The organism is Kitasatospora sp. SUK 42 (genome assembly GCF_015776785.2).
Classification (GTDB): Bacteria; Actinomycetota; Actinomycetes; order Streptomycetales; family Streptomycetaceae; genus Kitasatospora.
Genome location: NZ_LFMD02000002.1, coordinates 1,094,836 through 1,116,837 on the forward strand (window position 1 = coordinate 1,094,836; position 22,002 = coordinate 1,116,837).

Annotated in this window: 22 protein-coding genes and 1 pseudogene; 13 read left to right on the top strand and 10 right to left on the bottom strand. The window is 74.0% G+C overall.

Features of this window, described 5'->3' with window-relative positions:
* Positions 1-31 precede the first annotated feature (31 nt).
* From moeZ to RZ50_RS04580, 4 genes are all read right to left on the bottom strand, one after another.
* The gene (moeZ, locus tag RZ50_RS04565; RefSeq protein ID WP_196948302.1) at positions 32-1,210 is read right to left on the bottom strand and encodes an adenylyltransferase/sulfurtransferase MoeZ; all 1,179 of its coding nucleotides are present in this window, start codon (positions 1,208-1,210) and stop codon (positions 32-34) included.
* A gap of 230 nt (positions 1,211-1,440) precedes the next feature.
* Positions 1,441-2,430, bottom strand: coding sequence for an NAD(P)-dependent oxidoreductase (locus RZ50_RS04570; RefSeq protein ID WP_196948301.1), 990 nt, complete (start codon positions 2,428-2,430; stop codon positions 1,441-1,443).
* A gap of 84 nt (positions 2,431-2,514) precedes the next feature.
* Positions 2,515-2,892, bottom strand: a complete 378-nt coding sequence (locus tag RZ50_RS30035) for a DUF3492 domain-containing protein (RefSeq protein ID WP_217680239.1) — start codon at positions 2,890-2,892, stop codon at positions 2,515-2,517.
* 421 nt (positions 2,893-3,313) lie between these two features.
* The gene (locus RZ50_RS04580) at positions 3,314-4,216 is read right to left on the bottom strand and encodes an alpha/beta fold hydrolase (RefSeq protein WP_196949939.1); all 903 of its coding nucleotides are present in this window, start codon (positions 4,214-4,216) and stop codon (positions 3,314-3,316) included.
* A 232-nt stretch (positions 4,217-4,448) separates the two neighbouring features.
* Here RZ50_RS04580 and RZ50_RS04585 point away from each other — a divergent pair, with 232 nt between their 5' ends.
* From RZ50_RS04585 to RZ50_RS04595, 3 genes are all read left to right on the top strand, one after another.
* The gene (locus RZ50_RS04585; protein WP_196949938.1) at positions 4,449-5,108 is read left to right on the top strand and encodes a TetR/AcrR family transcriptional regulator; all 660 of its coding nucleotides are present in this window, start codon (positions 4,449-4,451) and stop codon (positions 5,106-5,108) included.
* 134 nt (positions 5,109-5,242) lie between these two features.
* The gene (locus RZ50_RS04590; RefSeq protein WP_196949937.1) at positions 5,243-5,470 is read left to right on the top strand and encodes a DUF3107 domain-containing protein; all 228 of its coding nucleotides are present in this window, start codon (positions 5,243-5,245) and stop codon (positions 5,468-5,470) included.
* Between the two features lie 146 nt (positions 5,471-5,616).
* The gene (locus RZ50_RS04595; RefSeq protein WP_196949936.1) at positions 5,617-5,943 is read left to right on the top strand and encodes a hypothetical protein; all 327 of its coding nucleotides are present in this window, start codon (positions 5,617-5,619) and stop codon (positions 5,941-5,943) included.
* A gap of 52 nt (positions 5,944-5,995) precedes the next feature.
* Here RZ50_RS04595 and RZ50_RS04600 read toward each other — a convergent pair whose 3' ends face one another.
* A complete protein-coding gene (locus tag RZ50_RS04600; protein ID WP_196949935.1) occupies positions 5,996-6,724 on the bottom strand; it encodes a ferritin-like fold-containing protein in 729 nt (242 codons plus the stop codon).
* Positions 6,725-7,421: 697 nt separating this feature from the next.
* Between RZ50_RS04600 and RZ50_RS04605 the strand changes: the two genes are divergently transcribed.
* The 5 genes from RZ50_RS04605 (at position 7,422) to RZ50_RS04625 (ending at position 12,881) form a co-directional block, all read left to right on the top strand.
* Positions 7,422-9,452, top strand: coding sequence for a DEAD/DEAH box helicase (locus tag RZ50_RS04605; RefSeq protein ID WP_254801983.1), 2,031 nt, complete (start codon positions 7,422-7,424; stop codon positions 9,450-9,452).
* A 166-nt stretch (positions 9,453-9,618) separates the two neighbouring features.
* On the top strand, positions 9,619-10,497 hold the full coding sequence (locus tag RZ50_RS04610) for an alpha/beta fold hydrolase (RefSeq protein ID WP_196948501.1): 879 nt from the start codon (positions 9,619-9,621) through the stop codon (positions 10,495-10,497).
* A gap of 369 nt (positions 10,498-10,866) precedes the next feature.
* The gene (locus RZ50_RS04615; RefSeq protein ID WP_196948513.1) at positions 10,867-11,025 is read left to right on the top strand and encodes a hypothetical protein; all 159 of its coding nucleotides are present in this window, start codon (positions 10,867-10,869) and stop codon (positions 11,023-11,025) included.
* Positions 11,026-11,335: 310 nt separating this feature from the next.
* Positions 11,336-11,974: a DUF6758 family protein gene (locus tag RZ50_RS04620; protein WP_196948502.1), complete on the top strand. Its 639-nt coding sequence runs from the start codon at positions 11,336-11,338 to the stop codon at positions 11,972-11,974.
* Positions 11,975-12,020: 46 nt separating this feature from the next.
* Positions 12,021-12,881 (top strand): PHP domain-containing protein, encoded by an 861-nt coding sequence (locus tag RZ50_RS04625; protein WP_196948503.1) that lies wholly within the window; start codon positions 12,021-12,023, stop codon positions 12,879-12,881.
* Positions 12,882-12,962: 81 nt separating this feature from the next.
* Here RZ50_RS04625 and RZ50_RS04630 read toward each other — a convergent pair whose 3' ends face one another.
* On the bottom strand, positions 12,963-13,604 hold the full coding sequence (locus RZ50_RS04630) for a suppressor of fused domain protein (RefSeq protein ID WP_196948504.1): 642 nt from the start codon (positions 13,602-13,604) through the stop codon (positions 12,963-12,965).
* A 428-nt stretch (positions 13,605-14,032) separates the two neighbouring features.
* On the opposite strand from RZ50_RS04630, the gene corA reads away from it, so the two are divergent.
* Complete coding sequence (gene corA, locus RZ50_RS04635) at positions 14,033-15,154, top strand: magnesium/cobalt transporter CorA (RefSeq protein WP_196948505.1); 1,122 nt, start codon at positions 14,033-14,035, stop codon at positions 15,152-15,154.
* Positions 15,155-15,162: 8 nt separating this feature from the next.
* Here corA and RZ50_RS04640 read toward each other — a convergent pair whose 3' ends face one another.
* Positions 15,163-16,092 carry a DMT family transporter gene (locus RZ50_RS04640; protein WP_196948506.1) on the bottom strand — a complete coding sequence of 310 codons (930 nt, stop codon included), beginning with the start codon at positions 16,090-16,092 and terminating at the stop codon, positions 15,163-15,165.
* Positions 16,093-16,223: 131 nt separating this feature from the next.
* Between RZ50_RS04640 and RZ50_RS04645 the strand changes: the two genes are divergently transcribed.
* The 4 genes from RZ50_RS04645 (at position 16,224) to RZ50_RS04660 (ending at position 20,021) form a co-directional block, all read left to right on the top strand.
* Positions 16,224-16,763, top strand: coding sequence for a hypothetical protein (locus tag RZ50_RS04645; RefSeq protein ID WP_196948507.1), 540 nt, complete (start codon positions 16,224-16,226; stop codon positions 16,761-16,763).
* 129 nt (positions 16,764-16,892) lie between these two features.
* The gene (locus tag RZ50_RS04650) at positions 16,893-18,179 is read left to right on the top strand and encodes a magnesium transporter MgtE N-terminal domain-containing protein (protein WP_196948508.1); all 1,287 of its coding nucleotides are present in this window, start codon (positions 16,893-16,895) and stop codon (positions 18,177-18,179) included.
* Positions 18,169-18,804 carry a DUF1003 domain-containing protein gene (locus tag RZ50_RS04655; RefSeq protein ID WP_196948509.1) on the top strand — a complete coding sequence of 212 codons (636 nt, stop codon included), beginning with the start codon at positions 18,169-18,171 and terminating at the stop codon, positions 18,802-18,804. Before RZ50_RS04650 ends, RZ50_RS04655 begins: the two co-directional genes overlap by 11 nt.
* A gap of 56 nt (positions 18,805-18,860) precedes the next feature.
* Complete coding sequence (locus tag RZ50_RS04660; RefSeq protein WP_196948510.1) at positions 18,861-20,021, top strand: Mrp/NBP35 family ATP-binding protein; 1,161 nt, start codon at positions 18,861-18,863, stop codon at positions 20,019-20,021.
* Positions 20,022-20,140: 119 nt separating this feature from the next.
* On the opposite strand, the gene RZ50_RS04665 is transcribed toward RZ50_RS04660, so the two are convergent.
* The 3 genes and pseudogenes from RZ50_RS04665 to RZ50_RS04675 all read right to left on the bottom strand — a co-directional run.
* Positions 20,141-20,818: a hypothetical protein gene (locus tag RZ50_RS04665; RefSeq protein WP_196948511.1), complete on the bottom strand. Its 678-nt coding sequence runs from the start codon at positions 20,816-20,818 to the stop codon at positions 20,141-20,143.
* Positions 20,819-21,038: 220 nt separating this feature from the next.
* Positions 21,039-21,473, bottom strand: coding sequence for a sec-independent translocase (locus tag RZ50_RS04670; RefSeq protein ID WP_196948512.1), 435 nt, complete (start codon positions 21,471-21,473; stop codon positions 21,039-21,041).
* A 128-nt stretch (positions 21,474-21,601) separates the two neighbouring features.
* Positions 21,602-22,002 (bottom strand): annotated as a pseudogene (locus tag RZ50_RS04675) (hypothetical protein); the annotation flags it as partial.

Sequence of the window (22,002 nt, forward strand, 5' to 3'; positions counted from 1 at the left end):
GGTGGGGCCCTCCTCCGTCGATCGCCTCGGCCTAGTAGGCCGGCTTGTGCGGCTCGATCTGGTTCACCCAGCCGAGCACGCCGCCGCCCAGGTGGACGGCGTTGGCGAAGCCCGCGGCCTTGACCACGGCCAGCACCTCGGCCGAGCGCACGCCCGACTTGCAGTGCAGGACGATCTTCTTGTCCTGCGGCAGCTTCTCCAGGGCGTCGCCCATCAGGAACTCGTTCTTCGGGATCAGCACCGCGCCGGGGATGTTGACGATCTCGTACTCGCCGGGCTCGCGGACGTCGATCAGGAAGATGTCCTCCTTCTCGTCCTGCCACTCCTTGAGCTGCTTCGCGGTGATGGTCGAACCGGCGGCGGCGGCCTGCGCCTCCTCCGACACGACGCCGCAGAAGGCCTCGTAGTCGATCAGCTCGGTGACCGTCGGGTTCTCACCGCAGACGGCGCAGTTCGGGTCCTTGCGGACCTTCACCTGGCGGTAGTTCATCTCCAGGGCGTCGTAGATCATCAGCCGGCCGACCAGCGGGTCGCCGATGCCGGCCAGCAGCTTGATCGCCTCGTTCACCTGGATCGAGCCGATGGACGCGCACAGCACGCCCAGCACGCCGCCCTCGGCGCAGGACGGGACCATGCCCGGCGGCGGGGCCTCCGGGTAGAGGCAGCGGTAGCAGGGGCCGTGCTCGGCCCAGAAGACGCTGGCCTGGCCGTCGAAGCGGTAGATCGAGCCCCACACGTACGGCTTGCCGAGCAGCACCGCGGCGTCGTTCACCAGGTAGCGGGTGGCGAAGTTGTCGGTGCCGTCCACGATCAGGTCGTAGCCGGAGAAGATCTCCATGACGTTGGAGTTGTCGAGGCGCTCCTCGTGGAGGATCACGTCGACGTAGGGGTTGATCTCCTTGACCGAGTCGCGCGCCGACTCCGCCTTGGAGCGGCCGATGTCCGACTGGCCGTGGATGACCTGACGCTGGAGGTTGGACTCGTCGACCACGTCGAACTCGACGATGCCCAGCGTGCCGACACCGGCCGCGGCCAGGTACAGCAGGGTGGGCGAGCCGAGGCCGCCGGCGCCGACACACAGCACCTTGGCGTTCTTCAGCCGCTTCTGCCCGGCCATCCCGACATCGGGGATGATCAGGTGGCGGGAGTACCTGCGGACCTCGTCAACGGTGAGCTCGTCGGCCGGCTCGACCAGGGGTGGCAACGACACGGGGACTCCGATGGGTGTCTTGTTCAGGTGGCCAGGACCAGCCTCGGACGGAGGCGACGCTCCGCCGCTCGGATGGCTGTCTACGCCAACAGTGTCACGCCCCTCCGGTATTCCGAGACAGCCCGTCCGATGGGCGAGACGGGCCACGCCGGATCGTGGAACCACCCGCCGGGCCCCCGGGGGCGCCCCGGACCAGTGGTTCAAGGCCCGGGGCGGCACGGGGGGGCGGCTCACACCCGGCAGGCCGTCTCCAGCCAGACGTCCCCGAGCGACTCCTCCAGCGGCACCTGTGTCCGCCAGCCGAGACGGTCCCGGGCGGTGCGCACGTCCGCCTGCCGCCACGGCACCGGCTCACCCGGGGCGGGCCGCCCCTCCGGTCGCTGGCCCTCCGCCCGGTGGCCCGGCAGGTGGTGCCCCGGCAGGTGGTCGCCGACCGGCCCGGCCACCTGCGCGGGCAGCAGGACCTGCCGGTTCTCCTCGACGATCGACCCCTCGAAGCCCGAGGCGCGCACCAGCAGCTGGGCCGCGTCCCGGGCCCGGACGGCGTGCCCGCTGCCGATGTTGATCACCCCGGTGGCGGCCGAGACCGCCGCCGCCCGGATCGCCCGCGCGACGTCCCGCACGTCCACGAAATCCCGGTATCCGGACAGGTCCGGCATCCGCACCTGGCCCTCGTCCCGCTCCAGCGCCCGGCGCAGCCCCTCGGCGAGCCGGCCGAACAGCGAGGCCGTCGGCGCCCCCGGGCCCACCACGTCGAACACCCGCAGCACCGCCGCGTCCAGCCCGGAGGCCAGCACCAGCTCCGTCCCGGCCAGCTTGGACACCCCGTACGGGCCGACCGGCCGCGGCTCGGCCTGCTCGGAGACCGGCACCCCGCCGGGCACCGGCCCGTACTCGGCGGCCGAGCCGACGTGCACCAGCCGGGCCGGCTCCCGGCTGCGCCGGATCGCCTCGCAGACGGTCGCGACGGCCAGCGTGTTCGACCGGATCAGGGTGCGCGAGCTGCCGTAGGTGGCGCCCGCGCAGTTGATCACCACCTGCGGCGCGACCGCGTCCAGGAACCGGGCCAACGCGCCCGGGCTCCCGGTGGTCAGGTCGAAGCGGATGTCGGCCGAGTCGCGCCGGCCGAGCACCGTCACCTGCAACTCCTGGTCCATCAGCAGACGATCGGTCACCCGGCGGCCGATGAAGCCGTCGGCGCCCAGCAGCAGCACCCTCATCGGGGGCGTCCTTCCACGAAGCGAGGTCGGGGACGACCTGGCGGACTGAGAACAACGAAAGAGGACGAACAGGGGTCGTGAGCGTCAGCGGTGCGAGTCGGCCCGGCCGAGCACCACCCAGGCGTACGCCAGCAGTACCACCGCGACCGCGCCGCCGCCGAGCAGAACGGCCGACGGCCCGGAGCGCCCCGGCGCGAGCAGCGCCACCGCCGCGGCGGGCCCGGCGGCCGCCCCCAGCGCGGCGGCCGCCGTCCGGCCGCAGCGCCCCCACAGTGCGAGGTCCCGCACCCCGCGCCAGACGGTCGGGAGCCGGTCGACGGCGCCGGGGCCGCCCTCGGAACCGGTCAGCAGGTACAGCTCGAACTCGTGCTCCGACAGGCCCTCGGCCAGCCGGTCGCACCAGTCGCCGGCACCACGCCGGGGATGCGGCCGGGCACCCTCGGTGAGCAGGGCGACGCGCACGGGAGACCTCCTTCTGCCTCGGAACGGGGGCGGTGCCGGCGGCCCTCGGCCGGGCCGGCCGCCCCACGCACCCCTTGGACGCCCCCCTGGGAAGGGGCCGCGGGAGCCGCGGGGTCGTACGCCGGGCCCTTGTCGGACCACCCGCCGTGCTCCGGCGTCAGCGGCCCTCCCCCACACCTGTTCGGTCCGGCAGCAGAAAGGTAGGACCGGCCCGGGGCAATGCATCGGTCACATGCCTGGCTGCCACCTGAACGAGTGAACCGACGTGACCTCGCCCCGAACCGACCCGTTGGCGCGCGCTATACGCGGGCGCCGTCGCCGCGCGTGCAGCGCAAGGCGGAGGAGGGAGGCACCTCCCGGCCGAAGGCCGGGGGCGCGTCGCCCCGCAGACGCGAGTCCGAAGACGGACCCTGGGGTCCGCTCAGCGGTCCGCGTCCGCGATCAGCTCACGGACGGCCCGGGCGACCGCGTCGGGGTGCTCCATCATCGCCACGTGCCCGGAGTCCGGCAGCACCAGCAGCCGGGCGTCCGCGAAGGCCGCGCAGGCGCGGCGGGCCGAGCGGTAGGCGACCAGCCGGTCGCGCAGCCCGTACACCAGCAGCACCGGCGCCTCGACCCGCTCGGCCTGCCGCCACAGCGCCTGGTCGCCGCGCTCGGTGTACGCCGAGACGATGCCGCGGGCCGAGCCGATCAGCGCCTGCATCGCGTGCGGCACCTCCAGCCGGCGCCGGTACTCGGCCACCGCCTCGGCCCGGGCGGCCGGTTCGAGGCTGCCCGGGTCGCCGTAGACCAGGCGCAGCAGGTCCTCGGTGGCCGCCTCGGCGTCGCGCCGGCCGGCCGGCAGCCGGCGCAGCAGCGCGGGCACGCCGGGCAGGGCGAGCAGGCCGGTCGGCCAGGCGGAGCGCTGCGGGGGCAGTTCGGGCAGGGCGGGCGAGACCAGGGTGAGGCTGCGCACGAGATCGGGGCGCAGGGCGGCGAGGCGGACGGCGACGGCGCCGCCGAGGGAGTTGCCGAACAGGTGGACCGGTCCGCGCCGGGAGGCCTCCAGGTAGCCGATGACGGCGCGGACGTGGCCGGAGAGGCTGAGGTTGCCGTCGGCGGGCGGGTTGGAGCGGCCGAAGCCGGGCAGGTCCACGGCCTCGCCGTCGACGACGCCGGAGAGGCGGTCCATGAGCGCGGTCCAGTTGGCGGCCGAGCCGCCCAGGCCGTGCACGAAGAGCCCGGGCGTGCGGCCGTCGGCGCCCCCGTCCTCGGCGCTGCGGTGCACCGCGAGCACCGCGCCGGGGACCTCGACCGTACGTACCTGCTGCTCAGCGCTGCTCATGGTGGACGATGGTAGTGAGCCCCGGCCGGACCGGCGGCGGCCGGGCGGGCCGTTCCGTCACTCGTCCCGCCCCTTGTCACACCACTGCCGACGCCGAGGTCAGCGCCGTATTGTGGGCTCCTGACAAGCAGGCCCGGCAGCTTTTCTCGCCTCCGCCGAACGCGGGCGCGGTTACCGAAAAGTAGAATCGGCCATCTTGCCAGCCCCGAAGAAGCCCGAAGTGAGGAGCGCCGTGACGGCCATCCAGGAGGCGCAGGAGCGCCCGCGCGGTGCCCGCCTGCCGCGAAGCGCCCGCCGTGAACAACTGCTCGGTGCCGCCCAGGAGGTGTTCGTCGCACAGGGTTACCACGCGGCCGCCATGGACGACATCGCCGACCGCGCCGGGGTGAGCAAGCCGGTGCTCTACCAGCACTTCCCCGGGAAGCTGGAGCTCTACCTGGCGCTGCTGGACAAGCACTGCGACGCCCTGGTCGAGTCGACCCGCGAGGCGCTGTCGACGACCACCGACAACAAGCAGCGCGTGGCCAACACCATGGAGGCGTACTTCGACTACGTCTCCAGCGAGTCGGGCGCGTTCCGGCTGGTCTTCGAGTCGGACCTGACCAACGAGCCGGCCGTGCGCGAGCGGGTCGAGCGGGCCTCGGAGGCGAGCGCCACGCTGGTCAGCAAGGTGATCCAGGAGGACACCGACCTGCCCGAGGCGGAGTCGAAGCTGCTGGCCGCGGGCGTCTGCGGCCTGGCCCAGATCACCGCCCGGTACTGGCTCTCGCAGGGGCTGGACATCCCGCGCGACGAGGCGGTGCGACTGGTCGCCAGCCTGGCCTGGCGCGGGCTGAAGGGCTTCCCGATGCACCCGGGCGACCAGGCCGGGGAGCCGTCCGCGCAGCGGTGACGATCCGCCGACCTTCGTCAGGCCGGTGATCCGGTGCTCTATGGTGAAGCCGTACGGCGCGGTCGCCGCGAACGCTTGTTCCAGGCGGTCCGGTGTCCGCGCGTGGAGGCTGCAAACCCGGAGGGACGGAAGCCGTGGAGGTCAAGATCGGCGTGCAGAACGCGCCGCGCGAGATCGTGATCGAGAGCTCGCAGACTGCCGATGAGGTCCAGAGCGCGGTCGCGAAGGCGCTGGAGGGCTCGGAGAAGCTCTTCACGCTGACCGATGAGCACGGCCGCCGCATCATCGTTCCGGCCGAGCGCCTGGCGTACGTGGAGATCGGTGAGACGGAGACCCGCAAGGTGGGCTTCGCCACCCTCTGAGTCGCCCGGTTTCGCCGCCCGGCGAAGCGTTCCGGTGCCCCGTTCCCCCAGGGAGCGGGGCACCGTCGCGTGTACGGCCGGGTGCGCCGGGGTACGGCGACAGGGACGGCACCGGTGCCGTACGCCCGTCCCCCCGGGAGGCTGCCTTGCTGGTCGAAACGATCGCCTTCGCCCTGGTCGGCCTGGTCGCGGGCGGGGCCGCGCTCCTGGGCCTGCCCGGGTACTTCCGGGCGTCCCGCGCGCTGGTGCTGGGCACGGCGGCGGGGGCCGCGCTGGGCGGCGGGGCGGTGGCGCACTTCTGTCTGGACGGGCGCTTCCCGGTGGTGTCGGTGGCGTTCTCGGCGCTGGCCGCCGCGGTGCTCACCTCGCTGCTGGCCCGGCCGGACCTCGCGGCCGGGCGGGCCCCGGCGCACCGGCACCGCCCGCACCGGGGCGGCGTCCACCGCGCGGCGCGGCGGCACCGTCCGGCGTAGGGGTCGTCCGGTTCAGCCGGGCTCGGTCCGGTTCAGCCAGGCTCAGCCGGGCTCAGGAGGCGAGGCCGAGCGCGGCCATCCGCTTGGTGTGCGCCTCGGTGATCCGGTTGAACATCTTGCCGACCTCGACCAGGTCGAAGCCCTGCACCCGGACGCCGCCGACCAGCAGGTTGGACAGCGCGTCCCGCTCGGCGACCACCCGCTGGGCCTGGCTGAGCGCCTCGCCCATCAGCCGTCGGCCCCACAGCGCGAGCCGGCCACCGGCCCGCGGGTCGGCCTCGATGGCCTGGCGGACCTTGTCGACGGCGAACTGGGCGTGGCCGGTGTCGGACATCGCGCCGAGGATCACCTCGCGGGTGTCGTCGTCGAGCCGGACGGCCACCTCGCGGTAGAAGTCGGTGGCGATGGCGTCGCCGACGTAGGCCTTGACCAGGCCCTCCAGCCAGTCCGAGGGGGCGGTCATCCGGTGGAACAGCTCCAGCGGCTCGACGAAGGGGCGCATCGCCTCCTGCGGGTCGGCGCCGATCTCGGCGATCCGGTCGTGCAGCCGCTGGTAGTGCTGGAACTCGGCGGAGGCCATCCGGGCCAGGGCCGCCTTGTCGGCGAGGTCCGGCGCCAGCTTGGCGTCCTCGGCGAGCCGCTCGAAGGCGCTCAGCTCGCCGTAGGCGAGTGCGCCGAGCAGATCCAGCACCGCCGCGCGGTAGCCGGGGTCCGCCGAGCACGTGGCCCAGTCGCCGATCGAGCCGGCCGCGGCGTCCTGCGTCTCACCATGGGTGTCCATGACCCGCCACCTTAGTCCCGCCGGGCCCGCGTCCCCACCATCGGGCGCGCCCGGGTGACCTCCCGAATCGCCTGATCACGTGCCGGTCTCCGGGGGCAATGTCAGACGCATCACGTGTTCGAGTCGTCGCCTGACTGTATGGTGGTACGGAGCCCCGTCGTGCTTGCACGGTGTCACCGCCGTCTCGGTGGCCCGAGCCAGCCCGCTCCGTAGTGGTGCCGTCCCCTCGGACGTGTCCGCACCGGAGGCACGGGTACTCACGTACGCGGATGCCCGGTCGGAGAGCCGATCGGCTCCGACCATGGCTTGGACTTCAAGCCTTGGCACCGCATCAGTGGCCGAGCGAGGGCCGCCGAGACCACGCCCACCTGGCGGAGGTCCCGCGCAGGTCCCTCACGGGAATCCTCCCCGACGCCGCCGGCGACGCGCCCCGCACCGGGCCGCGCGCACCGGCCGGCCGCAGGGACCGGCGCGGTTGTGCGTCCGCGCAGCTGTTCGGGGCCGCCCAGGCCCGTACGCAGCCGCGCGGCTGCCCGCCCGCCGCTCGCTCTCGGCCCCTCCGAAAAACGGAAGAGGCAGCACCCTGTCCACCACCGCTGAACCCATCAAGACGACGTTCCGGGAACTGGGGATCCTCCCGGAGACCGCCGAGGCCCTGGAGTCCGTCGGCATCGTCCACCCCTTCCCCATCCAGGAGATGACCCTCCCGGTCGCGCTGACCGGCCACGACGTCATCGGCCAGGCCAAGACCGGCACCGGCAAGACCCTCGGCTTCGGCCTCCCGCTGATCGAGCGGGTCGTCGTACGCGCCGACGTGGACGCCGGCCGGACCACCGAGGAGCAGCTCTCCGACTTCCCGCAGGCGCTGATCGTCGTCCCGACCCGCGAGCTCTGCACCCAGGTCACCAACGACCTGCAGACCGCCGGCAAGGTCCGCAACGTCCGCGTGCTCGCGGTCTACGGCGGCCGGGCGTACGAGCCGCAGGTCGAGGCGCTCTCCAAGGGCGTCGACATCGTGGTCGGCACCCCGGGCCGGCTGCTCGACCTGGCCGGGCAGAAGAAGCTCAACCTGTCCAAGGTCCGCGCGCTGGTCCTGGACGAGGCCGACGAGATGCTCGACCTCGGCTTCCTGCCGGACGTCGAGAAGATCATCACCATGCTGCCCGCCAAGCGGCAGACCCTGCTGTTCTCGGCCACCATGCCGGGCCAGGTGATCAGCCTCGCCCGCCGGTACATGAGCCAGCCGACCCACATCCGGGCCACCGCCCCGGACGACACCGGCACCACCGTCGCCAACATCGAGCAGCACATCTTCCGTGCGCACTCGCTGGACAAGGTCGAGATGGTCTCGCGCATCCTGCAGGCTGAGGGCCGCGGGCTGGCGATGATCTTCTGCCGCACCAAGCGCACCGCCGCCGACGTCTCCGACCAGCTCACCCAGCGCGGCTTCGCGGCCGGCGCGGTGCACGGCGACCTCGGCCAGGGCGCCCGCGAGCAGGCGCTGCGGGCCTTCCGCAACGGCAAGGTCGACGTCCTGGTCTGCACCGACGTGGCCGCCCGCGGCATCGACGTCGAGGGCGTCACCCACGTCATCAACTACCAGTGCCCCGAGGACGAGAAGACCTACCTGCACCGGATCGGCCGCACCGGCCGGGCCGGCGCCTCCGGCACCGCCGTCACCCTGGTCGACTGGGACGACATCCCGCGCTGGCAGCTGATCAACAAGGCGCTGGACCTGCCGTTCAACGAGCCGGAGGAGACCTACTCCACCTCGCCGCACCTGTACGAGCTGCTGAAGATCACCCCGGGCACCAAGGGCATCCTGCCCCGCTCGGAGCGCACCCGGGCCGGGCTCGGCGCGGAGGAGATCGAGGACCTCGGCGAGACCGGCGGGCGCGGCGCCCGCACCGGTCGCGGCCGCGGCGGGCGGGGCGGCTCGGGCCGTGCCGCCGTCGAGACCCCGGCCGCCGAGGAGAAGCCGCGCCGCACCCGTGAGCGCCGCCGCACCCGCCGCGGCACGACGGTCGACGGGGCCGACGAGTCCGCCGTGGTGACCGAGGCCTCGGTGGCCGCTCCGGCGGCCCCGGCCGTCGAGGGCGCCGAGGGCGAGGCCGCGCCGCGCCGTCGTCGTCGCCGCTCGCGCGGTGGCGCCGCCGCCGGTGAGACCGCCGCGGTGGCCGTCGAGGCCGTGGTCGAGGCGGCTCCGGCCGTCGAGGCCGTGGTCGAGGCCCCGGTGGCCGAGGAGAAGCCGGCCTCCCGCACCCGGACCCGGGCGCGCAAGCCGAAGGCCGAGGCCGTCGAGGCCGTCGAGGCCGTCGAGGCCGCCGTGGTGACCGAGGCCCCGGCCGAGGCTCCCGCCGAGGCCCCGGTCGCCAAGAAGGCCACCCGGACCCGGACCCGCAAGGCCGCAGCCGTCGAGACCGCTGTCGAGGCCCCGGCCGAGGCTCCCGCCGAGGCCCCGGCTGCCAAGAAGGCCACCCGGACCCGGACCCGCAAGGCCGTAGCCGTCGAGACCGCTGTCGAGACCGCTGTCGAGGCCCCGGCCGAGGCTCCCGCCGAGGCCCCGGTCGCCAAGAAGGCCACCCGGGCCCGCAAGCCCAAGGCCGTCGCCGAGACCGCCCCGGAGGCCCCGGCCACCGAGGCGGCCGCCGCCGAGGTCCCGGCCCCGCGCAAGCGCACCCGCACCCGCAAGGCCGCGGTCGCCCCGGAAGCCACCCCGGAGAGCTGAGCCACACGCGCCCCGAGGGGGCGGGCGGGCCACACCGGCCCGCCCGCCCCCTCGGGCGTTCCCGCCCGCAACGGCACGGCGACCAGCGCGGGAACGGCATAGGCTCGGGATGTCGGTCCGTCGCGGGAGGGAATGAGTCCATGAGCGAGCGCAGCGAGGTGGGCGCATGAGCACCCCGCCTTTCCTGACGTTGCCCGGCTGTGCGCGGGCGGAGCGGGTGGTGACCGCGCGGGGGGAGTTCGCGGCGCTGCGGGCGGAGCCGGACGGCCCGGTGCGGGGGTCGGCGCTGCTGGTGCCGGGGTTCACGGGCAGCAAGGAGGACTTCATCGGGCTGCTGGAGCCGCTGGCGGCGGCCGGGTACCGGGTGACGGCCGTGGACCAGCGGGGGCAGTACGAGACCGGCGGGCCGGACGATCCGGCCGCGTACGCGGTGGCGGCGCTGGGCGCGGACGTGCGGGCGCTGACCGAGGTGCTGGCGGCGGAGGGCGGACCGGTGCACCTGCTGGGGCACTCCTTCGGCGGCCAGGTGGTGCGGGAGGCCGTGCTGGCGGCCGCCGCGGAGGGGGCGCTGCCGTGGCGCTCGCTGACCCTGATGTCCACCGGCCCGGGCGCGCTGGACCCCTCCGAGGCGGCTCGGACCAAGCTGCTGCTGGACGTCCTGCCGGTGCTCGGCTTGGAAGAGATCTGGCAGATCATGCGGCAGATGGAGGAGAGCAGCGGCGAGCCGAGGCCCGCCGTGGAGCCGGAGATCGCGGAGTTCCTGCACCGCCGCTGGGTGGCCGGGGTGCCGCGGGCGCTGGCCGTCACCGGCGCCCACCTGGTGGCCGCGCCGGACCGGGTGGCGGAGCTGGCGGCGGTGACCGCCGGGGTGCTGCCGGTGCTGGTGCTCTCCGGGGTGCGGGACTACGCCTGGCCGGTGCCGGAGCAGTCCCGGATGGCGGAGCGGCTGGGCGCCCGCCGGGTGGTGGTCGAGGACGCGGGCCACTCCCCCAACGCCGAGCGGCCCGCCGCCACGGCCGCGGCGCTGGCGTCGTTCTGGGCCTGAGCGGACCCCGCGCCAAGAGTGGTCTGAACCACTTCTGGAAGTTCGACCGTCCTCAACGCAGGACAAAATTCGTTAGTTACGGTAATCTTTGATTCTGTCCGGGAATCATCGACCGGCCCGCACTCGGGCGCCGATCAGTCGAAACCTGGACGTTACGGGCGGGCAACGGCCCAGTAGCACCGCCACGGCACCGTGGTTCACGAGGCATTGGACGCACCAGGCAAGCAGGGGGAGCCCTTGCCGCAGCAGACCGCCGCACGTACGCCCCGGCCACTCCGGCCGCACCGCCGGATCCGCCGGACCCCGAAAGGGCTGATACCGAGTCAGCCGCAGCCGCCCCAGCCGACGGGGCCAGGAGAGGAGACGCCCATGACGAAGACCATGCGCTTCGAGATCGTCCGACTTGACGACGCCAACGGCTCCGCCACCGACCGCGTGATCGCCGACGCCGCCACCGTGCAGGAACTCGTCCAGGCCGCCGCCCGCACCGGCGAACGCCTGCTCATCCGCCCGTGCCCGACCGTCTGACCCTGCGCGGCGCCTCCGACCGGGAGGCCTCACCCGCCGCAGACGAGCCGGGATCGTCCGATCCGGACGTTCCGATACCCGACTGACGCCCCGTCACCGCGATCGACGATGACGGGGCGTCAGTGCGTCCGGGGCCGGAGCCCGGGACGTTTGCCACCGCCCGTCACGGGACATCCCCCCAACGGGAACCGCCCGCGCCGCACCCCACCCAGCGCCGGCCGGGCGTCCGCCACCGACAGGTGCCGCCGTAGCCGTCCGTACGGGTGATCGTCCTTGACGCGGCGGTCCGGAGGGAGGAGCGTTGTCGGCTATGAGGGGCGAGCCAAGCTGCCCGAGGTGCGCCGGTCGGGTCCGCGCCCCCGGTCTGTTTTCGGACACCTGGCAGTGCGACCGGCACGGAGCGGTGCACCCGATGCAGCCCGTGCTGCCCCCGAGTGTGGAAGCCCTGGGCGTCGCCGTCGTCCGTTCCCAGGTCCCCGTCTGGCTGCCCTGGCCGCTCCCGGTGGGCTGGCTCTACACCGGCATCGCCCACGTCGGGGACGACGTCTCGGGCGCCCGTGCCACCGCCGTCGCCTGCTCCGGGCCGGCGCCGCTGGGCGGCTTCGGCGAGCTGGTGCTGGTCGCCGAGGAGCTGGGCGTCGGGCTCGGCGCCCGCTACGCCGGACTGCCCGGGCCGGACCCGGGCGACTCGGTCGGCCTCTACAAGCCCGCCGACGCCAAGCTGATGGCCGCCGGGCGGCCCACCCCGATGTTCCACGTCCCGGACGCCCCGGCCGACCGCGCGGTGTTCGTCGGCGAGGCCCGCGGGCTCTGGCTCTGGGCGGTCGCCTGGCCCGAGCAGTCCGCCCTGGTGATGTACGACGAACTGGTGCTCACCGACCTGCGCGAGGCCGGCGCCGAGCTGGACCTGCTGCCCTGTGGGGCCCTCTCCCCCCGCCTGCTGGGCTGAACGTCCTATCCTGGGCGGCACCCACGAGCATCCAGGAGTCCGCCCCGTGCGCATCGACCTGCACGCCCACAGCAACGCCTCCGACGGCACCGACAGCCCGGCCGAGCTGGTCGCGGCGGCGGTCGCCACCGGCCTCGACGTGGTGGCGCTCACCGACCACGACACCGTCGCCGGCCACGCCGAGGCGGCCGAGGCGGTGCACGCGCTGCCGGACGGCACCCGGCTGACCCTCGTCCCGGGCGCCGAGCTGTCCTGCGCGGTGGAGGGCGTCAGCATGCACCTGCTGGCGTACCTGTTCGACCCCGAGGAGCCGGAGTTCGCGCGCGAGCGGGAGCTGGTGCGCACCGACCGGTTCCGGCGCGGGCGGGCGATCGTCGAGCGCTGCCGCGAGCTCGGCGCGGAGATCAGCTGGGAGCAGGTGCAGCGGATCGCCGGGGCGGGCTCCGTCGGGCGGCCGCACATCGCCAGCGCGCTGGTCGAGGCCGGCGTGGTGGCCACCGTCTCGGACGCCTTCACCCCGGACTGGCTCGCCAACGACGGCCGGGCGGACGTCCGCAAGCACGAGACCGACCCGATCGAGGCGGTCCGGCTGGTCCGGGCGGCCGGCGGGGTGCCGGTCTTCGCCCACCCCGGCGCGGTCAAGCGCGGCCGGACGGTGTCCGACGGGGTGATCGCCGACCTCGCGGCGGCCGGGCTGGCCGGGCTGGAGGTCGACCACACCGACCACGACGAGGAGACCAGGCAGCGGCTGCGCGGCCTGGCCGGCGAGCTCGGACTGCTGGTCACCGGCTCCAGCGACTACCACGGCAGCCGCAAGACCGTCCGGCTCGGCGAGCACACCACCGACCCGGCCGTGTACGAGGCGCTGCTGGCGCAGGCCACCGGCGCGAAGCCGATCGGGCACTGAGCGGCGCGGCCGCCACGCTCCGGCGCACCGGGGCGCGGCATGGGCGTACGGACCCTGCCGCACGCCCGAGTTGAGCCGGAGTCAGTCGAGCTTGACGCCGCGCCGGTCCGGGTCGCGCAGGTCGGTGCCCTGGTTGAGCCAGCGCTCCTGGAGCGCGGCCGCGCCGTGCACCCGCTTCCAGCCCGCCTCGTTGGGCGTCATCGGCAGCAGCGGCAGGAAGCGCACCGGCTCGGCGGGCTCGGCGAGTTCCAGGTCCTCGACCAGGCCGCCCGGCTCGGCGGCCAGCACCGAGGTGAAGGGGGCGCCGTCCCAGAGCGGGGCGCCGAGGTCCAGCGAGCCGCCCGGGGCCACCACCAGGCCCTCGACCTGCGGGGTCGCGGCGAAGGTGGCGAGGCTGCGCAGCACGCCGTCGCGTCCGCCGCGCACGGTCAGCACCAGTTCGACGCGCGGGCCGCGCAGTTGGTCGGCGACCGGCGAGGTCGGGTCGGCCATCGGCGCGGCGGACATCCCGAGCGTGGTGTAGCGGACCAGGCCCTCGGCATCCGGGCCGAAGCGCAGCACCTCGATCCGGTCGGCGCCGAGGAAGGTGACGGCGGCACGGCCGCCCGGCTCGCCGAAGGTGGAGATCAGCCGGGCCTCGACGGCGGCCAGCACCGCCTCCCGGGAGAGCTCAGGGGAGCTGCCGCCGTGGGGGTCGCCGAAGAGCGGGAAGTCGTGCGCCATGCCGGTGAGCGTAACCCGGGCGGGCGCGCGGGACGCGTGGAGGGCGGGCCCGTCGACGCGTGCGGACGGTGGGCCGTCAAGGCTTGGTCAACCCCCCGGCGCCGACGCCCGGTCAGGTGTTAGGGTGAGCGACTGGCCACCGGGATCCTTCGTCCCGGGGCGGCGGCGCGAAGGAGGTGGTTGCGGTGGATACCGGCCGACCATGCAGTACCGGCAGCTCTGCCCGGCCCCGACCTCCCCGCAGCATCCGCCCCGCAGGCCTTCGCGGCTGAACCAGCCGTAGCGGCCCGGGCGCGCGGATCGACGGCGAACGGACCGGCCGGGAGAGCACCTTCGTCCCCTTCACCGGTGTTCCTCGCCGCCGCACCACGGCCCCGCCTTCGCCCTTCCCGCCGCCGTGCGACGGTTCCTGTCCCAGGGAGCCTGTCATGTCGATGATCAACAGCCTGCGCGCCGCCGTCCGCACCAACCGCCGCCGGGGCGCCACCGGCCCGTACGACGCCGTTCCGGAGGGCAGCGGCTCGGCGGTCGTGGACTGCGCGGTCTACCAGCACGGTCGGCGCAGCGGCGAGAGCTGCAGCCCGCGCGAGGCCGCCCGCCGGGTCAAGGCGGCGCACCAACTGACGGACGGCACCGGCTCGTTCAGCTGGATCGGGCTGCACGAGCCGACCGAGGCCGAGTTCGAGGGCATCGCCCAGCGCTTCGGCCTGCACCCGCTCGCGGTGGAGGACGCGGTGCACGCGCACCAGCGGCCCAAGGTGGAGCGCTACGACGACATCCTCTTCGCCGTCTTCAAGACCATCCGCTACGTCGAGCACGACCAGCTGACGCCGACCAGCGAGGTGGTGGAGACCGGCGAACTGATGGTCTTCGCCGGGCGGGACTTCGTGATCACCGTGCGCCACGGCGGCCACGGCTCGCTCCAGGAGCTGCGGCACCGGCTGGAGGCCGACACCGACGAGTCCGGGCTGCTGGCGAAGGGCCCCTCGGCGGTGCTGCACGCGATCGCCGACCACGTGGTGGACAACTACCTGCTGGTCGCCGAGCGGCTGCAGACCGACATGGACGAGATCGAGTACGGCGTCTTCTCGGCCAAGGGCGGCCGCAGCGAGGACGTCGGCCGGGTGTACCAACTCAAGCGCGAGGTGCTGGAGTTCAAGCGCGCGGTGGCGCCGCTGCTGCGGCCCATGCAGCAGCTGTCCGAGCCGTCGCAGCGCCTGGTGGACCCGGACATCCAGAAGTACTTCCGGGACGTCGCCGACCACCTGGCCCGGGTCACCGAGCAGGTGCACGGCTTCGACGAGCTGCTGAACTCGCTGCTCCAGGCGAACCTGGCGCAGGTGTCGGTGGCGCAGAACGAGGACATGCGCAAGATCACCGCCTGGGCGGCGATCTTCGCCGTGCCCACGATGATCACCGGCGTGTACGGCATGAACTTCAAGTACATGCCCGAGTTGGACGACGAGTACGGCTACCCGATGGTGCTCGGCGCCATCGTGCTGATCTGCCTCGGGATGTACCGGGGCTTCCGCCGCAACGGCTGGCTGTAGCCGAAGGCTCAGCGCCGTCCGCCGCGGGCGACCAGCACCAGGCCGAGCAGGATCAGCACCACCGCCGGGTAGGCGGCCGCCGGGGGCCACTGGCCGAGCCAGAGGGCGGCGATCAGGGCCGCGCCCGGGGTCTCCAGCAGGATCGCGGTGGAGGTGATCGACGGGCCGAGGTTGCGCACCACCCGGTTGCTCAGCGAGTGGCCGAGCAGCTGGGCGGAGACCATCAGCAGCACGATCTGCCACCACGCCCCGGCCGACCAGCCGGACAGCGGCGTCCCGGCGGCCAGGCAGATCACCAGCAGGACCAGCCCGGTGGTGGCGTAGCAGACCAGCGTGTACGCGGTGGTGCTGACCGTCCGCCGGACCTCGGCGCCGAGCAGCATGTACCCGGCCGCGGCGAGGCCGGCGGCGAGGGCCAGGCCGTCGCCGAGCAGGGCGCGCGGGGACATCGAGAGGTCCACGCCGGTCAGCACCAGCACGCCGGCGAAGGCGACGACGGTGCCGAGCCAGACCAGTCGCGGCGCCCGGACGCCGAACAGCCGCATCAGCAGGATCGTCCACAGCGGGGTGGTGGTGACCAGGGCGGTGGCGGAGGCCACCGAGGTCATCCGCAGGCTGGGCATCCAGAGCGCGAAGTGCACGGCGAGCAGCGCCCCGGCGGCGATCGCGAGCAGCAGCGCCCGCCGCCCGATGCCGCGCAGTTCGGCGCGGTGGCGCAGCAGCGCGTACGGGCCGAGGGCGCCGACCGACATGACGTTGCGCCAGAGGGCGATCGCCAGCGCGGGGGCGGCGGTGGCGCTGATCAGCGGGCCGGAGAAGGAGATGCCGCCGATCGAGACGGCGAGCAGCAGCAGGTCGAGGGTCGGCAGCGGCTGCGCGGGCCGAGGGTCGGCGGCTGCGGCGATGGCGGGGGCGGTCGCGGGCCGGGCGGCGGGCACGGCGCTCCTTCGCTGGTCATGGTGGCGGGGCGCTCATACGGTAAGGCCCGTGGGCCGCTAATGGAACTGTCGCCCGGGGGCTGAGACGTCCGGCGGACACCGGGGGGCCTGAAAGCCGTACGCTGTCCGCCATGGACCGTACGCCCGCCGCCGCGACCGCCGACGACCTCCTCGACCAGGCCCTGCTGGAGGAGGCCGCGAAGAAGTCCGGGCTGCTCTGGGTGCGCGCGGACGGCGAGGCGCAGGCCCGCCCGCTCTGGCACGCCTGGCACGACGGCGCGGTGGTGGTGGTCGGCGACGACGGCGAGCAGCCGCTGCACGGGCTGACCTCTGGCGCCGGGGCCGTGGTCACCGTGCGCAGCAAGGACAAGGGCGGCCGGCTGACCGGCTGGAACGCCAGGGTCGTCGAGCTGGAGCCGAACGGCGAGGCCTGGCGGGGCGCCGTCGAGGAGCTCAAGGGCAAGCGGCTGAACGCTCCCGACACCGACGCCATCACCGAGCGCTGGGCCCGCGAGTGCCGGGTGCTGCGGCTGGAGCCGACCGGGCCGCTGACCGAGCGTCCTGGCGCGATGCCGGACGGATCGCACGCCGCCCAGCCGCTGCCCACCCCGGCCACCACCCGCCGCCCGATCCCGGCCGGCCTGCCCAAACTGCTGTTCAAGCGCCGCTAAAGGTTCATGCCCAGGACTCCTGCGGCCGCTACGGTGCCACACCGGGCCGGGCCTCGGACACACGGGTAGCCTGGGCCGAACGTGCGCCCCGGCGCACGCCGCACGGCGTCGAGCGAGTCGAGGGAGTCCATGGCAGGGCCAGGTACCCGGGTCTTCATCTCCCACCTCTCCGCCATCGCGGTCTTCGACCCGAACGGCGACCAGGTCGGCCGGGTCCGGGACGTGGTGGTCTCGCTGCGGCTCGGCGGCCGTCCGCCGCGCGTGCTCGGCCTGGTCGTCGAGGTGGTCGCCCGGCGCCGGATCTTCCTGCCGATGACCAGGGTGACCAGCCTGGAGTCCGGCCAGGTGCTCACCACCGGCCTGATCAACCTGCGGCGCTTCGAGCAGCGCCCGGCCGAGACGCTGGTGCTCGCCGAGCTGCTGGACCGCACCGTCACCTGGTCCAAGACCGGTGAGGAGGTCACCGTGCTGGACGTCGGCATGGTGCAGACCCGGCTGCGCGAGTGGGAGGTCAGCAAGGTCTTCGTGCAGGTCGGCCGGGCCGGCCGGCTGCGCAAGGGCAGGGGCGAGCGGCTCACCCTGGACTGGCAGGACGTCACCGGCTTCACGCTGCCCGAGCAGGACCAGGGCGCGGCCAACCTGCTCGCCACCTTCGAGCAGCTACGCCCGGCCGACCTCGCCAGCGTGATGCACCACCTGTCCGCCAAGCGCCGGGGCGAGGTGGCCGCCGCGCTGCCCGACGATCGGCTCGCGGACGTCCTGGAGGAGCTGCCCGAGGACGACCAGGTCGAGATCATCGGCAAGCTCAAGCAGGAGCGCGCCGCCGACGTCCTGGAGGCGATGGACCCGGACGACGCCGCCGACCTGCTCTCCGAGCTGCCCGGTGAGGAGGCCGAGCGGCTGCTCCAGCTGATGGAGCCCGAGGAGGCCGCGCCGGTGCGCCGCCTGCTGACGTACGAGGAGGACACCGCCGGCGGTCTGATGACCACCGAGCCGATCGTGCTGGAGCCGGACGCGACGGTCGCCGAGGCGCTGGCCCGGATCCGGGTCAGCGACCACAAGCCCGCGCTGGCCGCCCAGGTGTTCGTCTGCCGCCCGCCGAACGAGACCCCGACCGGGCGCTACCTGGGCGTCGTGCACTTCCAGCGGCTGCTGCGCGAGCCCCCGTACGTGCTGGTCGGCTCACTGGTGGACGACGACCTGGACCCGCTGCCGCCGGACACCCCGCTGTCACTGGTGACCAGCTACCTGGCGACCTACAACCTGGTGGCCGCGCCGGTCGTGGACGAGGCGGACCACCTGCTCGGCGCGGTGACCGTCGACGACGTGCTCGACCACCTGCTGCCGGACGACTGGCGCGACGACGCGCTGCACGCCGGGGACGACGAGAGGGAAGGGGTGGCCGGTGGACACTGACCGCAACCGACAGCCGAACGACTCCGCGCGCCGGCGCCTCCAGGGCGAGCTGCGGGAGCTGCGCCAGCTGCGCGAGCTGCGCACCCGCGAGGGCGGCGGCCGGGACCGCCTGGAGACCTCCCCGATCACCGGCTCCAACCGCTCCCGGCTCGACCAGCCGCGCACCGCCCGCCCCGGCCTGATCACGCTGCCGTCCTACGACCCCGAGGCCTTCGGCGTGCTGTCGGAGCGGATCGCCCGCTTCCTCGGCACCGGGCGGTTCATCGTCTGGATGACGGTGGTGGTGGTCCTCTGGATAGGGTGGAACACCCTGCTGCCGGCCAGCGTGCGCTTCGACGAGTACCCGTTCATCTTCCTGACCCTGGCGCTGTCCCTGCAGGCCTCGTACGCGGCCCCGCTGATCCTGCTGGCGCAGAACCGCCAGGACAACCGGGACCGGGTCAACATGGAGCAGGACCGGGCCCGCAGCGACCGCAGCATCGCGGACACCGAGTACCTGGCCCGGGAGGTGGCGGCGCTGCGGCAGGGCCTCGGCGAGGTGGCCACACGCGACTTCATCCGCTCCGAACTCCAGTCGCTGCTCAAGGAGATGGACGAGCGCCGGGACGCCTCGGAGGCGCTGTGACCTGCGGCACGCTACCGACCGGTTAAGAGGTGCCCCGGGCGCCGTACCATCAAGGCATGGCCAACGAGACAGAGGTCGCGGCCGGCGTCACGGAGGAGTCCGTACGCCAGGCGCTGGCGACCGTCAACGACCCGGAGATCAACCGCCCGATCACCGAGATCGGCATGGTGAAATCGGTCGAGATCGCCGAGGGCGGCGCCGTGCGCGTCGCGGTCTACCTGACCGTCTCCGGCTGTCCGATGCGCGACACCATCGTCACCCGGGTCCGCGAGGCGGTCGGCGCGGTGGCCGGCGTGACCGGCGTCGAGGTCGAGCTCGACGTGATGAGCGACGCCCAGCGCAAGGAGCTCTCCCAGCTGCTGCGCGGCGGCGCCCCCGAGCGGGAGATCCCGTTCGCCAAGCCCGGCACGCTGACCCGCGTCTACGCCGTGGCCTCCGGCAAGGGCGGCGTCGGCAAGTCCTCGGTCACCGTGAACCTGGCCGCCGCGATGGCCGCGGACGGCCTGAAGGTCGCCGTGGTGGACGCCGACATCTACGGCCACAGCGTGCCGCGGATGCTGGGCGTCGAGGGCCGGCCGACCCAGGTCCAGGACATGATCATGCCGCCGCAGGCGAACGGCGTGAAGGTCATCTCGATCGGGATGTTCACCCCGGGCAACGCCCCGGTGGTCTGGCGCGGCCCGATGCTGCACCGCGCGCTGCAGCAGTTCCTCGCCGACGTGTGGTGGGGCGACCTGGACGTGCTGCTGCTGGACCTGCCGCCCGGCACCGGCGACATCGCGATCTCGGTGGCCCAGCTGGTCCCCAACGCGGAGATCCTGATCGTCACCACCCCGCAGATGGCCGCCGCCGAGGTAGCCGAGCGGGCCGGCACCATCGCGGTGCAGACCCACCAGAAGATCGTCGGCGTGATCGAGAACATGTCCGGCATGCCGTGCCCGCACTGCGACGAGATGATCGACGTGTTCGGCACCGGCGGCGGCCAGACCGTCGCGGACGCGCTCACCCGCACCGTCGGCGCGACCGTCCCGGTGCTCGGCTCGATCCCGATCGACGTCCGGCTGCGCGAGGGCGGCGACGACGGCCGCCCGGTCGTGCTCGCCGCCCCCGACTCCCCGGCCGGCGCGGCCCTGCGCGCGGTGGCCGGCAAGCTCGGCGGCCGCCAGCGCGGGCTGTCCGGGATGTCGCTCGGGCTGACCCCCAGGAACAAGTTCTGACATCGGCGGACGGAACGGGCCGGGTGCACCCGCACCCGGCCCGTTCCCGTGCCCGGAACCGGTGACAGGACGTCAACCGGCACGGCGCCGCGGCCGCTCGTGGTCCTCGGAGAAGGCGACTACGGCCGGGTGTAGGCGCCCAGGTCGGGGACGGTGGCGAAGCCGACGCCGTAGGCGCTGACGCCACGCCCGAAGGCTCCGAGCAGGACGCCGGGGGCCTCCCCCGCCAGCACCCAGCCGTACTCGGACTCGCGGTAGCGGAAAGGCTGCGGCAGGCCGTTGACCGGCAGGCTGAGAGTGGACCAGCCGGGGCCCGCCAGGTCGTCGGCGAGGTCCCAGGCCAGGGTGCTCTGCTGGTCCATCCAGTCCTGGCGCAGCGTGCGGTCCAGCTGGCCGGGCCAGGTCGCGGCGAGCAGGCCTGAGCCGGCCAGCCAGGCGGCGGAGGAGGCGGAGGTCGCCTCCAGGGTGCCGGTGTTGTCGGCGCTGCGGCGGCTGTCCCGGCGGGCCACGGTGACCACCACCGCGAACTTGCGCACGTCTCGCGCCTCGAACTGCCTGGCCGGCTCGTCGCCGTGGCCGAGGGTGCCGTAGTCGACGCTGCCGGCCGCCCCGGCACGGGGGCCGCCCGCACCGGCCTGCATCAGGTAGCGGCGGCCGGTCCAGCCGTCGTCCAGGCCGTACCAGGGGAAGTCTGCGGACAGGTAGGGCACCAGCGGGTCCGCCGGGCCGGCCTGTCCGCCGACCACCGGGCCGCCGGCCGTGGCCGTCGCCCCTCCCGCCTGACTCGTCGCGTCCATCCCCGGGCCTCCTCAACGCACGTGTGCCTGCCGTGGCGCGCTCCCATGGTGGCGTACCTCGGCGTTCCCGGTGGCCGTTCCTGGTCCGCGGGGGCGCGGATGTGACGGACGGCTCAGCGGGAACAATCAGCACAATAGCGGCGCACACGCCACCGCCCCGCTCAGCCGGGCGGCCGGGCGGGGCGGGCTCGCGTCGCCGCGGGGTCCGGGCGGGTCGCGGTCAGGTCGCGTCGGGGTCGAACGGGGGCCGCTCGCCCGGCTGAAGCGGGGCACCGGAGGAGGCGGGGGCCGGGGAGGCCTTCTCGAAGCTCACGCTGCCGCTGTGGCCGTTCACCGGCGCCGCGGGCTTGTCGTCCAGGACGGAGCGGATGTCGAGGGTGTCCTTCATCTCCTTGAGGCCCAGCGGGTCCTGCTGGTCCCCCATGAGCTGCTTGCGCACGAAGGTCTTGGGGTTGAGGTCCTCGAACTCGAAGTCCTTGAACTCCGGGCCCAGCTCGCTGCGGATGTCCTCCTTCGCGTTGTCGGCGAAGGACCGGATCTTCCGGATGAAGCCCATGGTGTCCTGGATCAGCTTCGGCAGCTTGTCGGGGCCGAAGATGATGATCGCCATGACGATCAGGGTCAGGACCTCCAGCCCTCCTACATCGCTGAACACCTTTGCTCCCTAGCTCGCCGGACGACGGTTCCTACAGGGTAATGGCCACCGGCGGGTCCCTGTTCCACGTTGGGATGAAGCCGTGGTAAAGACCAGCCGGTGGCCTGAGCCGGGTGCGAGGGGTTCCGCTAGGGCAGCTGCTGGCGCAGCGCGGCGATGTTGCCCGGGTAGCGCTCGGGAGAGGCGGACGGGGTCGCCTCCCGGGTGGAGGCGATCGGCCGGCCCGGGAAGTCCACCGGGACCTGCGCGTTCATCGGGACCAGGCCCGGGCGGCCGGAGCCGCCGCTGCCGCCGGGCGGGCTGAGCGTGGTGCCGTGCTGCTCCTCGCCCTGGGGCAGCCCGCCGACGCCGCCGAGCGTCACCGCGGCGACCGAGAAGGCGCCCGCGGCGGCGAAGACGAGGCGTCGCCCGCGTGCGGAGGAGCGGAGGACGGCCGCGGACGGCTGCGGCCGAACGGGGGTGCGGTCGGGGCGGGCGGCGGCCTCCGGGCGGCCGGTGCGCCGGCCCATCAGCGGGCGCGCTCTCGTCC